The sequence below is a fragment of the Flavobacterium sp. H4147 genome (assembly GCF_029360735.1).
Lineage (GTDB): Bacteria > Bacteroidota > Bacteroidia > Flavobacteriales > Flavobacteriaceae > Flavobacterium > Flavobacterium endoglycinae.
Map to the genome: position 1 here is coordinate 879,646 of NZ_JARKNB010000001.1, position 14,504 is coordinate 894,149.

10 protein-coding genes are annotated in these 14,504 nt (G+C 34.1%); 5 read left to right on the plus strand and 5 right to left on the minus strand.

Translation table 11 applies throughout. The features are described from left to right. Positions 1-13 precede the first annotated feature (13 nt). The 4 genes from P2W75_RS03855 (at position 14) to P2W75_RS03870 (ending at position 6,196) form a co-directional block, all read left to right on the plus strand. Positions 14-985: a hypothetical protein gene (locus P2W75_RS03855; protein WP_276378987.1), complete on the plus strand. Its 972-nt coding sequence runs from the start codon at positions 14-16 to the stop codon at positions 983-985. A gap of 111 nt (positions 986-1,096) precedes the next feature. Then, complete coding sequence (locus P2W75_RS03860; RefSeq protein WP_276378988.1) at positions 1,097-3,049, plus strand: PKD domain-containing protein; 1,953 nt, start codon at positions 1,097-1,099, stop codon at positions 3,047-3,049. Between the two features lie 97 nt (positions 3,050-3,146). Continuing rightward, positions 3,147-5,807 (plus strand): CHAT domain-containing protein, encoded by a 2,661-nt coding sequence (locus P2W75_RS03865; RefSeq protein WP_276378989.1) that lies wholly within the window; start codon positions 3,147-3,149, stop codon positions 5,805-5,807. Beyond that, on the plus strand, positions 5,759-6,196 hold the full coding sequence (locus tag P2W75_RS03870; RefSeq protein ID WP_276378990.1) for a retropepsin-like aspartic protease: 438 nt from the start codon (positions 5,759-5,761) through the stop codon (positions 6,194-6,196). The genes P2W75_RS03865 and P2W75_RS03870 overlap by 49 nt, the downstream gene beginning before the upstream one ends. 80 nt (positions 6,197-6,276) lie before the next feature. On the opposite strand, the gene P2W75_RS03875 is transcribed toward P2W75_RS03870, so the two are convergent. From P2W75_RS03875 to P2W75_RS03895, 5 genes are all read right to left on the minus strand, one after another. Next, on the minus strand, positions 6,277-9,453 hold the full coding sequence (locus P2W75_RS03875) for an efflux RND transporter permease subunit (RefSeq protein ID WP_276378991.1): 3,177 nt from the start codon (positions 9,451-9,453) through the stop codon (positions 6,277-6,279). 93 nt (positions 9,454-9,546) lie between these two features. Beyond that, positions 9,547-10,614, minus strand: a complete 1,068-nt coding sequence (locus tag P2W75_RS03880; RefSeq protein ID WP_207298205.1) for an efflux RND transporter periplasmic adaptor subunit — start codon at positions 10,612-10,614, stop codon at positions 9,547-9,549. Between the two features lie 9 nt (positions 10,615-10,623). Further along, positions 10,624-11,958 carry a TolC family protein gene (locus P2W75_RS03885; RefSeq protein ID WP_207298206.1) on the minus strand — a complete coding sequence of 445 codons (1,335 nt, stop codon included), beginning with the start codon at positions 11,956-11,958 and terminating at the stop codon, positions 10,624-10,626. Positions 11,959-12,023: 65 nt separating this feature from the next. Next, positions 12,024-12,623: a TetR/AcrR family transcriptional regulator gene (locus P2W75_RS03890; protein ID WP_207298207.1), complete on the minus strand. Its 600-nt coding sequence runs from the start codon at positions 12,621-12,623 to the stop codon at positions 12,024-12,026. A 109-nt stretch (positions 12,624-12,732) separates the two neighbouring features. Further along, entirely contained in the window at positions 12,733-13,254 is a 522-nt protein-coding gene (locus P2W75_RS03895; protein WP_207298208.1) for a YceI family protein, read from the minus strand. 269 nt (positions 13,255-13,523) lie between these two features. Between P2W75_RS03895 and P2W75_RS03900 the strand changes: the two genes are divergently transcribed. Then, the gene (locus tag P2W75_RS03900; protein WP_276378992.1) at positions 13,524-14,498 is read left to right on the plus strand and encodes a polyprenyl synthetase family protein; all 975 of its coding nucleotides are present in this window, start codon (positions 13,524-13,526) and stop codon (positions 14,496-14,498) included. Positions 14,499-14,504: the final 6 nt, after the last annotated feature.

A 14,504-nucleotide genomic window follows, 5' to 3' on the forward strand; every position in this document is an offset into this window, starting at 1 on the left:
AAAACCAGAAATTATGAACACAAAATTTAAAACAATCGGACTTTTATTCTTTCTACTAATCTCTGTTGTAAGCTGTGATAACAGCGACGGAGACGATATCAAAATTTCTCCTCCATCTGCAGCCGCTTTCAAAAGTATCAGCGAAAAAGGAGTAAAAAGAAATACACAAAACTTTACGTTAACTGCCGGAAACGGCGTTGTGACTTTAACTTCTGCAAAAGGAGTAAAATTATACATTAACGGTGATTGTTTAACCAAAAACGGAAATCCTGTAACTGGAGAAGTTAATATCGAATATATCGAACTTTTTGACAAAGGAAATATGCTGGTAACCAATAAACCAACCATGGGAATCATGCCTGACGGAAACAGAAATCTTTTAATTTCGGGAGGAGAATTCTTCATCAAAGCAACTCAGGGAGGAGTCGAATTACAAACGTCATGCAATATGAACATGATTGTACCAACGAGTTTAACTGATGGTTTTGATAACTTAATGACTTTATGGACTGGAGTTATTGATGAGGATGGTGATTTGGCTTGGAAAGATGCCAGAGGTGCTGACGGAAAAGGTGGTGTACAAGGTGAAGGAAACAATTATTATGTGACTTTTGGAAACTTCGGATGGACAAACGTTGACCGTTTTTACAGCGATCCAAGACCAAAAACAACTATTTTGGTGGATGTTCCAGAAGGATATGATAATACAAACAGCGCAGTTTATCTTTCTTATGATGGTGAAGGTACAAACGCTCTTGCTAAACTAGATACTTATACAGCCCAAGGATTGTTTAGCGAACACTACGGACAAATCCCAATTGGTCTTGCGTGCCACATTATTTTCGCAACAGAAGACAACGGAAACTGGCGATATGCCATTAAAGGAGTAACTACAACTGCAAATGCTGTGTATACTTTTAATCTTTCCGAAACAACAGTCGGTACCGAAGCGCAATTGGTAGCAGCAATCAATGCTATTCAGTAACTTACAAATGCTTTTTTAAGAAAAAGTGGTGATTTGCTCATCACTTTTTTTTACATTTAATCCCGTTTTAAAATTGATTCTGATGATTTTAAGGCTAAAAACTGTCTAGCTATGAAACCACAACTGTCTATTTTCTTGTTGCTATTCTCTATTTTCTGCATAGGTCAAACCAAAGTAAAAGACACCATAACCCGAAGAGCCAATATTGGTTTTATCCAAAACGGAAATGCCGTTTCTTATAAACCCGAAACGCCGCCTTTGATTCCGATTGCGGGTGCGCCAAAACCGAGTTATTCGTATTTATGGGAATTGGGCGACGGACATTACAGCAAAGAAGCAGAACCAAAACATGTTTACAAAAAGAAAGGCACTTATACCGCCAGACTTGCTGTAACCAATAATTACGACAACGGAAAACCTCCAGCGACACGACCAAAAAAAGTGGCTGTAAACGATATTACAGATAATAATTATAAAGACATTGCTTCTATTGCAGACCAGAATGGTTTTGCTATTATTAAAAACTGCGATCCTATTCCAGAACAAGAAATGGTAGTCGTAGTAAGTTATCAAAATCTGGAGAATTATGTTTCAAGCGGAAAACTGTATCTTTTTTATAATGAAAAGCAATTCAAAAACAACAATTTCGAATTAAGCGATTTCAGAACCTACGCTGGCGAACGTGAGGTAAAAGAAAACCTTGTGGCTTCTGTAAATGATCTTGACGATTCGAATAATTTTGTGGCTTCCGCCGAAGGAAATTTCAAAACCAAAAAATACCGAAATACTACTACCGAAGAAGATTTAGATGCGTCACTTTTAGACGCCAATAAAATCTATCACAATGTATCGGTTTTAGAATTTGATGATGCCAATCCGGGAGAAACCCGAAATGTTTTCTATACTTTTAAAACCACTCCCGAAATGATTAAAGATACCAGCGCAACAGTTACAATGCGTGGTATTTTTGTTCCGAATAGAAGCTATAAAAATCATAAAATTAAAAACCTCGAAATGGAAATTGTGACTTCTCACGATCCTAACAAAATGGGATCTAACGGAAGTTTTATGAATTACAGATTGGTGCGTTTTAAAAGAGTGAATTTTAAAACCCGTTTTCAAAATAATGGTGAAGGTCCGGCGCGAAAAATCCGCCTAGAAACCGATGTCCCTGATATGTTTGATAAAAAGACTTTTCAGATCGAAAGCATGTACCCAGAATGTCCGATTTGCCCAAAAGGTGAAGAACCAACGGTAAGCTGTCTCGATACGATCATCAAACAAAAGCAAATCATTTTTACTTTTAAGAATATTTATCTGCCAGGAAGCGAACAGAAAAATGTGCATGAAAAAGATTCTACAAAAGGTTTTGTCAAGTATTCGATGAAGTTTGGCGAAGATTTTCATAAAGTAAAAACCAAAAGCCGAACGGCTATTATTTTCGATAAAAACGAACCTATTATTACCAATTACGCCACTACCCGATTTCTTCCAGGAATTTCAATTGGTGTAAAAGCAGGTTATAATTTCTATCCTGATTTAGACAAATCCACCAGTTATTTTGTGGGTGCAACTCTTTCGCCTTTTAAATCATACCGTTTTTATTGGCAGGTCGAATGGGAAAATGCTTTAAATAAATACAATAGCGATGTTACGGTTGTCGATCAGTCAATAACCAACGCCAATGGAGTAAGACAATTGCAGCGTACTACTACGGCAACCGAAAACAAAAATATCAATTGGGAAATTCCTATTCTGATTCGCTATAACATCAATAATTACATCGGAATCGGAGCTGGAATTCAGGCGAATGTCAATGTTGCATCAGAACAAAACCAGAGTATACAAACGGATCTTTATGAAGGCGATAAAGAAAGCTTTTTAATTAGTTCTACTACAACTTCAAACCAAATCAAAAACACTTTTACCGATATCAAAACAGGACTTTTATTTGATTTAACGGCTGGTTTTGCCAGAATCGGTCCGAGTTTAGGAGCGCGTTATGTGATGAATTTTGAACAGAATTTCAATTATTTCCAAGTGTATGGAATATGGAAGTTTTAAAAAATAATGTTATACTGAGCAGAGTCGAAGGCTTTATAACAAAAATGGTTTTCGACTCCGCTCAGACTGACACCTAAATACAATCAACTTTTTATATATGCACTTACATCGCTTATCTGGTTTTATTTTTCTTTTTTTGAGTCTGGCTGTTTTTGGACAGAGTCGGGAAGATAAAATATACCATGCCGTTGATGTTTTTACAGCTCATCCTTCCGCGAAAGCGCTACAAAATTTAGCAAATGCTGAAGCTGATTTCTGGAAAAGTCAAAAACCAAAAACCAAAGGCGAATTACTGGCCATTGTGGTTTTAAACTGCAATAAAGGCTATTATGAAAATCAGTTTGGACAGGTTCAAAATGCAGTTTCGAGTTATGAAAAAGCCTGGCAGATTTATCAGAAAAACAAACTCGGCGATTATGATATTATTGAATACTGTCTTAAGCCTTTGGGCAATTTATATACGGTTTTAGGTGATTACGATAGTGCCGAAAACACTATAAAACAGTACTATTTTATAATCAACACTTCCAAAAATTATCCAGATACCGCTGCGCAAAAATTTGCTGCGATCTTGAATTTATCGAATGTTTATCAAAGTTCAGGAAAGATTTCTTCCGCCATTGAAATATTAGAAAACACTTTAAAAACAGAGAAATTAAGCAATATTCAAAAAGGTATTTTATTGAATAACCTGGGCAATAATTATTGGCTGGGATCACAAAATAGTTTAATGCTTAAAAATGCTTCCGACAACGCTGAAAAAGCATTTAAATCCTCTATTAAATATTTGGAAAAAGAAAAAAATCAATCAGAAACGTTATCAAATTCTTATCGGAATCTGGCTTCCATGAACCGTCAGTGGCATCGATTTGACACTGCAGATTCATATATGGAAAAAGCTGAAAAATTGTTTCTAGAAACTCCCAATCAGCAACCTCGTAAAGTTGCCAAATTGCACTATGAAAAGGCTTTACTCCTTTTTGATGAAAAAAAATACGACGAAAGCATACAGGAGATTTCGGTTGTTTTTAAAACACTGATTCCGAATTACAATTCAAAAAATATACTTCCAAATCAAGACCAATTATATGCCGAAAGTGTTTTGGTGGATGCACTCGATTTACAAGCTGAAATTCTAAAGATAAACGAACCCAAAAAAGCACTCAAAGTTTTTGAACTTTCATTTTATATAGAAGAAGTTTTGATGAATGCTTTGGTATATGAAAATTCGAAAATCCTAATGCAGTTACGATCGCGTAACCGAACCGAAAAATGCATTTCTATTTACGATCAATTGTTTAAAAAGGAAGGCAAAACCCAATATGTGGAAGACGCTTTTCAATTATCTGAAAGAACAAAAGCAGGAATCTTAAAAAGCTATAGATCGAATATTAAAAACGCTTCCGCAGAAGAAAAACAGCTTTTGCAACAACTTCAAAATTTAAATAACCACATTTTAAAAGAACAGCAAAAAGGTGATTTGGCGAATATTTCGAAGATCAATCAGTTTATAAAAAAACAGCACGAACTGATGATTTCGCTGAAAAAAATCCAATCGCAAAATCCTGATTATATCCCTGAAAAATGCGATATCAAAGCTTTGTTTTCAAAATTAGAAAACGACAAAGCGATGATGGTATATTATTTTATGGGTTCAGAAAAACTGTATTATTTTGTTTTACAGCATAATCGGATTGCCTTAAATTACATCAACATAACGCATCTTGGTATTCCGAGAATTGCTCAATTTATTGATTATTTCAATAGTCCTGATGCCATTACAAATGATATTTCGGGTTACAATCATTATGGAAAAGATGTTTATGATTTATTAAAACTTCCCTTAATTAATGATTATTCAAATCTCATTATTGTTCCAGACGGTATTTTGAATTTCCTTCCTTTTGAAGCTTTGATTACGAAAGAATCCAAAACGACAAATTTTGCCAAAATGCATTATTTTCTAAATAATTTTAAGATTGCTTATAATACTTCGGCCAATATTTATGTGAATTCAAAATCTAATTCTAAATCTGAAAAAACCGTTTTGGGCGTTTTTCCGGTTTTTGAGAAAACAGCTTATGAACTGAGTTATTCGAAGAAAGAATTAGAATCTATTCGAAACAATTTTAAAGGAAAATATTTAGAAAATGCTGATGCACGTTTTGATAATTTCAAAAACAATGCTTCTCAATATTCAATTCTACATTTAAGTACACATGCTTCTTCGGGCGATATTGAAACTCCGGCGAGCATTAAATTTTACGATCAGGAAGTATTGTATTCTGAATTGTATAATCTGCATATCAATCCAGATTTAGTGGTTTTGAGCGCCTGCGAAACGGGAATTGGCAAATTATACAAGGCTGAAGGCGCTATGAGTATTGCAAGAGGTTTTCAGTTTGCGGGAGCGCAGAATTTATTGTTTTCATTATGGAAAGTAAACGACTTTACGACCTCGGTTTTTATGTCGGATTTTTATAAAAACATCAAAAACGATGCTTCTTATTTTGAAGCCAATACCCATGCAAAACGTGATTATTTGAACAACAAATCAATTCCAAACGCTAAGAAATCTCCTTATTACTGGAGTTCGTTTGTGTATTATGGTTCTATTTCTACAGCAGATAAATCAACAAATTATATCTATTATGTGATTAGTATATTGACGGTAATTGCCTTATTTTTGGTTTTCAATCATTATACAAAATGGAAAATCTTCACGAGATTCTCAAAAAGGAGAAATACAAAAAAATAAAATTCAAGGTTACCAAAACCCAGCATCTTTTAATAAAAGCCAAAATCAATGGTGTTTCTGGAAATTTCATTTTAGATACCGGCGCATCAAACACTTGTATTGGTTTTGAAAGTATTGAGTATTTTGAATTAAATGCTAAAAAATCAAAAACCAAAGCTTCTGGAGCGGGAGCCACAGGAATGAAAACCCAGATTTCATCACAAAATCAATTGCAATTAGGCAGCTGGCAGAATAAAGATTTCAGCATTGTTATTTTTGATCTTTCGCATGTAAACGAAGCTTTAGAATCGTACAAAGCAAAACCAGTTCACGGCATTATTGGCGCTGACGTTTTATTGGAAGGAAAAGCAATTATTGATTATTTTAATCATTATCTGTATCTTAAGTAAGAGAAAAAATTCAATATTTAAAAATAAAAAATCCCAAACTCCTTTCGGAATCTGGGATTTTTCGTCTAAAATTAAATCAATTAATGGGTATGTTTAGGATTAAAACCGTCTTCGCTTAATTCTGTTGGTGTATAATCAGCAACCATTTCAGCTTCGTAGTCGATTTTTTCTCCTTTAGAGAATTTATGAATAATTTTCTCCATGATATTATAAATTACAGGCACTACAATCAAGGTTAGGAATAATGATGAAATCAAACCTCCAATGATTACCCATGCTAGTCCGTTTTTCCATTCTGCTCCTGCCCCAGATGCTAATGCAATTGGGAACATACCAAATACCATGGCAATTGTGGTCATCAAGATTGGACGTAAACGTGCGTGGTTAGCTTGAATCAAGGCTGTTCTGATCGATTCTCCAGCCGCTCTTCGCTGGTTGGTATAATCGACAAGCATGATCGCATTTTTACACACCAGACCAATCAACATGATGATACCTAAGATGGTAAAGATATTTAATGAGTTGTTTGTCAAAGCAAGTGCAAGCATTGCCCCAATAAACGAAAGCGGGATAGCAAATAATACTACGAATGGGTGCACAAAACTGTCATACAAACTCACCATTACAAGGTAAACCAAAATAATAGCGGCTAATAAAGCGATTCCTAAAGTACCAAATCCTTCAGATTGGTTTTCTTGGTCACCACCCCAAATGTAGTTTACTCCTGCTGGTTTTTTCAATTTATCTAATTTTGCCTGCCATTGCTGAACAATTGTTCCTGAAGGAACCCCGACGTTTTGTCCTTTTACTGTTACAGATGCAGATTTATCTCTACGTTCTAACTGGCTAGGCCCAGAACCTTCTGTAATATCAGCAAATTGAGATAATTTAATCTGCTGTCCAGCTGAGTTAACAAAAATCAGGTTACTAACGTCAGTAATACTTTTTCTGTCAAAAGCATTATATCTTATATTGATATCGTACTCATATTCACCGGCTCTGAATTTACCGTCTGTATTTCCACTAAAAGCAGTCTGCATGGTTAAACCAACTGTTTGAAGTGTTAATCCTAAAGCAGCCATTTTATCACGGTCTACTTTTACGTTGATTTCTGGATTTCCATCTTCAACCGTTAATTTGATCTCTGTTGTTCCAGGAATAGTACGTAATTCTGCTTCAGCTTGTTTAGCAAAAGCCATTGCCGCTTCTGTTGAAGGACCAGTTACAATTAATCCTAAAGTTGCATCTTCTGCAGTACCTAAGATACCTACTGGAACGGTTTTAACTTTTGCTCCAACTAATACTTTTTCTAACTTACGTTTAATTTTTGCAGCATATACATTCGCATCATCTGTACGATCTTTTTGTTCGATCATTTTTACGTCGATCTCTGCTTTGTAAGCTGTAGCTTGCGATGCTCCAAAACCTTCAGAAGTTTGTCCAACTGTTGTAATCTGACTGTGAACGTATTCTTGTTGTTTTAAGAATGCTTCAGCTTTTTGAGTCATGAAGTTAGTTTGTTCTAACGATGCGTCTTTTGGCATTTCGATTTGAACTAAGAACTCACCACTATCAGATGATGCAAAAAACTCACCTCCAATAAATCCTCCACCCATTAATCCTATTGTAGAAGCAAAGAACAAGATAACTACAACTACAATTGTTTTAATGTAATGATCTAAACACCAAGTTAATAAATGAGAGACCCAGTTTGTGAAACGTGTTAGATAATCTTCGAAACCAAGAATTATTCTTCCAAATAAATTTTTTCCTTCAATGTGCTCTAATTTCCCGAAACGAGAAGACAACCAAGGAATAATAGTAAACGACGCTAAAAGAGACAACATCGTTGATATAATTACCGTAACGCAGAATTGCGTAATAATGTTCGATACTAATCCAGAACTCATCGCGATAGGCAAGAACACCACCACAATTACTAAAGTAATCGAAGTTACGGTTCCACCAATTTCAGCTGTTCCATCATATGATGCACGAATTCGGCTTTTACCCATCTCCATGTGCCTGTAAATATTTTCCAATACCACGATCGCATCATCGACCAGAATACCAACCACAAGAGATAATCCTAATAAACTCATTAAGTTTAATGTATATCCCATTAAATAAATTCCGATGAAAGTTGCAATCAACGACGCTGGAATAGAAACCATTACAATTAATGAGTTTCTAATACTGTGAAGGAAGAACAACATTACAAATGCTACCAGAATTACGGCAATCAATAAATCGTGAACTACAGAATCTGCAGCCTCAAGTGTAAAGATGGTACTATCTTTTGCTACTTCAAGTTTTAATTGATTTACTTTATAATCTTTTTCAAGCTGAGCAACCGTTTTTAATAACTGCTCACTTACCGCTACGGCATTTGCATCAGATTGTTTTACGATTTGTAAAACGATGGCACTTTTTTGATCTACACGAGATATTTTCTCGGCAATTTTTTGTGAATCCTGAACATCAGCAATTTCACCTAAACGAATTTGAATTCCGTTTTGAGAAGAAACTACTAAGTTTCTTAATTCTTCAACATTTTTATATTTACCCGCTAAACGAATTAATATTTTTTGATTACGAGTCTGGATATTTCCAGTAGGGAAATCTAAGTTTGAAGACAAAATGGTCTGTTGTACCTGAGGAACAGAAAGTCCGTAACCTTGCATTTTTACAGCATCAAGGTTTACCTGAATTTCACGCTCAGAACCACCAATAATATTTACCTGAGCAACACCTTGTACACGAGATAAAATCGGGGCGATTTTCTTGTCAATTAAGTCATAAAACGCCGCTTCATCCATTTTACCATTGGCACCAAGTGTCATAATTGGTAAATCACTCAGCGAGAATTTAGTTAATGCCGGTGTTTTAACATCATCTGGCAAGTCACTAATAATGGCGTTGATTTTACGCTGCGCATCATTTAAAGAGAAATCGACTTTAGCATTTGAGGTCAATGTAATGGAAACAATAGACAAACTTTCGTATGATTTTGAATCAATTTTCTTGACATTTTCTAAAGATGCAATCGCATCTTCAATTTTCTTGGTCACTGTATTTTCTACCTCACTTGGAGAAGCTCCAGGATAAATAGTAGAAATTGTAATAACGTTTTGTTCAAATTTTGGGATCAGCTCATAACCTAACTGGCTGTAGCTGAACAATCCACCAAGTGTTAGAATTGTAAATAACACAATTACCAACGACGGACGTTTTATGGATATTTCGGCTAATTTCATATATTTTGTTTTAGGCTGTAGGCTGTAAGCAGTCGGCTTTAGGCTTTTATTAAAATGCTTAAAGCTTATTACTTACGGCTTAAAGCGGTACAATTACTTAATAATTTCTACTGTATTTCCGTCTTGTAAGTTAATCTGACCTGTAACAATTACTTTTTCTCCATCAGATAATCCTTTGATAACTTCTACTTTATCACCCAAAATTCTTCCAGCAACTACTTTTCTTAATTTTGCAACACCGTTCTCTGCAACAAAGATTTCATTACTGCTCACGCTTCCTACGAATGCATTTCTAGGAACAACCATCAAGTTTTGTTTTTGTTGGTTTGATGCAAAGTTTGCCGTTCCGTACATACCTGCTTTTAGGTCGTTGTTTGCATTATTTGTAATTTCAATTTCTACTGGGAAGTTTAATGACTCATCTGCTTTTGAAGCAATGAAAGTAATTTTTCCAGAGAAATTTTTATCAGGATACACACTAGCTGTTACATTAATATGGTTTCCTACTTTTAAGCTTGCTACTTGATTTTCGTTTACCGTAACTACTAATTTTAATTTAGAAACGTTTACAATATCAAATAACGCTGTAGCCGGCATTCCTGCTAAAATAGATCCTGGCTCAACATATTTTTTATTGATAAATCCGTTGATTGGAGCTTTTACTTTAGTATCTCCAACATTGATGTTAGCTTGTTTTAAGTTAGATTCTGCATTTGTTAAAGCTAATTTTGCCTGATCTAATTGTTGTTTTGTAACCCCTCCAGTTTTAAATGCATTTTCATATCTGCTGTAATCTGATTTTGCATTTTGATATACTGCTTGAGCTTGTTGCGCATTGACATTAATAACATCTCCTCTTACGGTTAATAATGTCTGTCCAACTCGTACATAGTCACCTTCTTTAGCTAAAACGCTGATCACTTTTCCAGATTTTTCTGCAGAGAAAGTTAATTCCTGAATTGGCTGAAAGTTTCCGTTTGCAACGAAATCTAATGAAACTTCTTCTGTTTTTACTGGAGATACTTTAACTGAAATCGCTGCATTTTTCTCAGCTACGATATCTGTTTTCTCCTTGTTCTTTTTCTTATTATTATTTAAGACATATCCAATTACACCCAGAGATGCAATTATGATTACGATTGTTATAATAGTTTTCTTCATTGTAATTAGTTATTTAATAAGAGATTTAAGTTCGCCTTTTGATTTGATTAGAGATATTTCGGCAATTTTATAATTTAAAACTGCTCTTGTATAATTATTTTGCGCTTCAAGAGATGCATTTTCTGCGTCCAGCAAATCGGTTAAAGAAGCTAAACCTTGAAGGTAATTGTTTTTAGTATTACTTAGAATTTCTGTTGCCAAACGCATGTTTTCTCTTTGATTTTCAATGGTTACCAAGTTGTTCTCTATTTGAGCCATGGCATTTCTATAATCTAAATCAAGAGAAAGTTTGGTGTCTTTAATATCTTCTTGAAGCGATCTAATTTCAACATCTGCTTGTCTTACTTTAGCACGAGTTCCAAAACCTGTAAAAATAGGCACGTGTAAGTTTAATCCAATGGCAGAGAAATCAGACCAGTAAACACCTTTTTCTGGTTTTGCAAACCAAGGAAATTCTGGTCCCTGACCAATATAATTGTAACCAGCGGTTAAAGAAAGTGTTGGGTAATATCCAGCTTGAACTGCTTTTTTATTGTAAACTAAAAGCTCTTCTTGTTTTTTCAAAAGCAGGTATTCGGTTCTGTTTTCAATATTTGGCTCTTGTGTTAATGCTGCAGGAACTACTTCAAATTCTTCTTTTGGCAATACGATTTGCGTTTCAATAGGCATCCCCATGTAAAACTTCAAAGCATTTTCTTGTAAAGTAATTTGATTTTTAATCTGCTGGCGTTCCGTATCGATATTTGACATTTTTACCACAATACGATCCAAGTCAATCTTTTTTGCTAAACCATTGTCAAATTGTCCTTTTACAATGTCACGTACTTTAGTAGTGTTCACATAACTGCTGTCTAACAGCAATAATCTTTCCTGTTGTACATACACTGAGTAATAGTTATTGGCAACTCTTTCAATAACTTGCTCTTCTGTTAACTGATCGTTTATTTGATAAAATTCACGAGTAGATTTTGCCGCTTTTAATCCTGTAAAAACTGACTGGTCAAAAATTGCCTGAGTTAAAGAAACCCCAGCAGTTGAAGTCCATTTTTGTCCAAACGCTGCCTGAATGGTTGTTCCCGGTGCGCCAAATGCTGCTCCATCAATAACAGTAGTTTGAATAATTGGATTGTAAGTTAAATTTCCGTTTGCAGAAATTTGCGGCAATGCTCTTGAACGTACTTCCTGAATTTTATATTCACTATTTTCAACCTGAAGTTTCGCTTTTTTAGCATCGGCTTTATTTTGAAGTGCGTAGTTAACTGCCTCTTTTAAGGTTAAAGTGGTTACCTGCGCGCTGGCCGACAGACCTATTGTGCATAAAAATATAAGAACTATTCGTTTCATATGTAGTTATTATTATTGGTTTTTATTGATGATTAAAAAATCATCTTATTTATATAGATTGATGATTATACTTTAACTTTTTGAAGCTGTTTTTCTAATTCTGTAATACCAGTTGGAGTAGCCATTGCTCTTGTGTGGTATTCCAATGCTTCTAACTCTATTCTTTGGGCTTCACTTTCAGAAACTGTATTTTCGTTAATGTGAAAAATCAATGTGTAATAAAATTTAACATATACCTCTACATTTAAATCACTTCTGTAAAGTCCTTCACGAATTCCTTTTTCGATATTATCTCTAAAACATTGTGTACACTGATCGATTTCATGCGACAAGATGTTTTGATAAATCTCTGGATAATGTTTTTTAAGCTGATAAATTGGAGAAGTATCAATATTGTTCTTAAACATATCACGAAACATTTCTCTGATTTCAAAATTCTCATGAATCGCATTGTAGTTTTTGGCTACAATTGTGTCCATAATTTCATGAACTTGTCTATGAACCATCGAAGTACTTTCTTCAATTAAGACTTCTTTATTACAGAAATATTTGTAGATCGTTTTTTTTGAAATACACATTTCTCCTGCAATATCATCCATCGTAACACTCTTAAAACCAAGTCTTAAAAAAAGTTCACTTGCTTTCGATATAATTTTCTCTTTCATTTTGGTGATCCCCTATTGCATCACAAATATACTTAGGAAACTAAAATTTAAAAAATAGTTTCCGCACTATTTGTAATAATTTTACATTAAATTATTCTTGATGTAAGATTTATATACTAAATTCCAAGTTGGCAATCAGTTTAATATCTTTTCCAAGTGCTTCTCCATTCTGGTGATTGAAAGAATTATAATCTAGTCCGAAATCCTGGCGTTTAATATCGCCCTTAATCTCAAAAGCTACTTTTTTCTCTCCGTTATAGTTATTCACACCAATAAATTCTGCATCGAGTTCTACTACTCTAGTTACATCTTTTATGGTTAAATCGCCTTTGAAGAAGTTAATGTTGTTGTTCACTTTTTGAAATGAAGTTGATTTAAAGCTGATGATTGGATGCTCATCTTCTTGAAAAAAATCTTGAAGCTGTAAATGAGAATCTATCTGCTGGAAACTTTCGTTTTTATTATTTATATCTAATGAAAACTCTACCGATGCATCTTCAATTTCATTATCTTCAATATTCACATAACCACCAAACTTATTTGTATTTCCTCCTAAGTAAGCAATTCTAGAATGTCTCATTTTAATTAAAACATCCGATTGGGTAGAATCTAAAGTCCATTTTGTTTTCATAAATATCTGATTTTATTGATATTATACTTTTCTTAAGTCTACAATGGAAACTTTTTGAGTGTTCCGAGTTTCCATTTGTTGCCGCAAATATAAACAGGAAACTCTGAATACCAAAAAAGTTTCCAAGTTTTTTGAAAAAAATTTTAACATATTTAAAATGAGAAGAAATTTGAAAACGTTTTAGTTCATTAATTTGCTTTTAATGATATTGCTCATAAATTATTCATATTTGAATTGTATCTTTGAGGCTCGCAAATCAGAATTTCATTATGCACGATATTAGTCAGTACCAAGATTTTTTTATTGATTATTTAAAAAAACAAGACATACACAAAGAACCCACAAATCTTTACGAACCTATTGAATACATTTTAGGACTTGGCGGAAAACGTATGCGTCCGGTTTTAACTTTAATGGCTGCAGAAGTTTTTGATACTGATTATACGGTAGCACTTCCGGCTGCCATGGCGGTTGAAGTTTTTCATAATTTTTCACTCGTACATGATGATATAATGGATGATGCGCCTTTGCGAAGAGGACAGGTGACCGTTCATGAAAAATGGAATTTAAACACCAGCATTCTTTCTGGAGATACGATGTTAATTTTGGCATATCAGTATTTTGAGCAATACGAACCCGAGATTTTTAGAGATTTAGCAAAGCTTTTCAGCAAAACCGCTCTTGAAGTTTGCGAAGGACAGCAATGGGACGTTGATTTTGAAACCAGAAAAGATGTTACAGTTCCTGAGTATTTAAAAATGATTGAATACAAAACAGCTGTTTTAGTAGCTGCTGCGATGAAAATGGGAGCAATTGTAGCCAAAACTTCAGAAAAAGAAGGTGATTTGATATACGATTTCGGATTGAATTTAGGATTGGCTTTCCAATTACAAGATGATTATCTGGATGCTTTTGGTGATCCTGAAACGTTTGGAAAACAGGTTGGAGGTGATATTATTGAAAACAAGAAAACGTATTTGTATTTAAAAGCGTTAGAGTTTTCAAATCCAGAAAAAGCAAGTGAATTACAACAATTATTCAGTTTACAGCTAGAAGATAATTCTCAAAAAATAGAAACTGCCAAAGCCATTTTTAATGGATCTGGTGCTTCAAAAGCGACTCAGGAAGCTATTGAAATGTATACTTTTAAAGCTTTTGAAACTTTGGATAAAATGGATATCAGTACTGAGAAAAAAGATATTCTTAAAACATTTGGTGAAAACTTAATGGGAAGAAAAGTATAGTAAAAG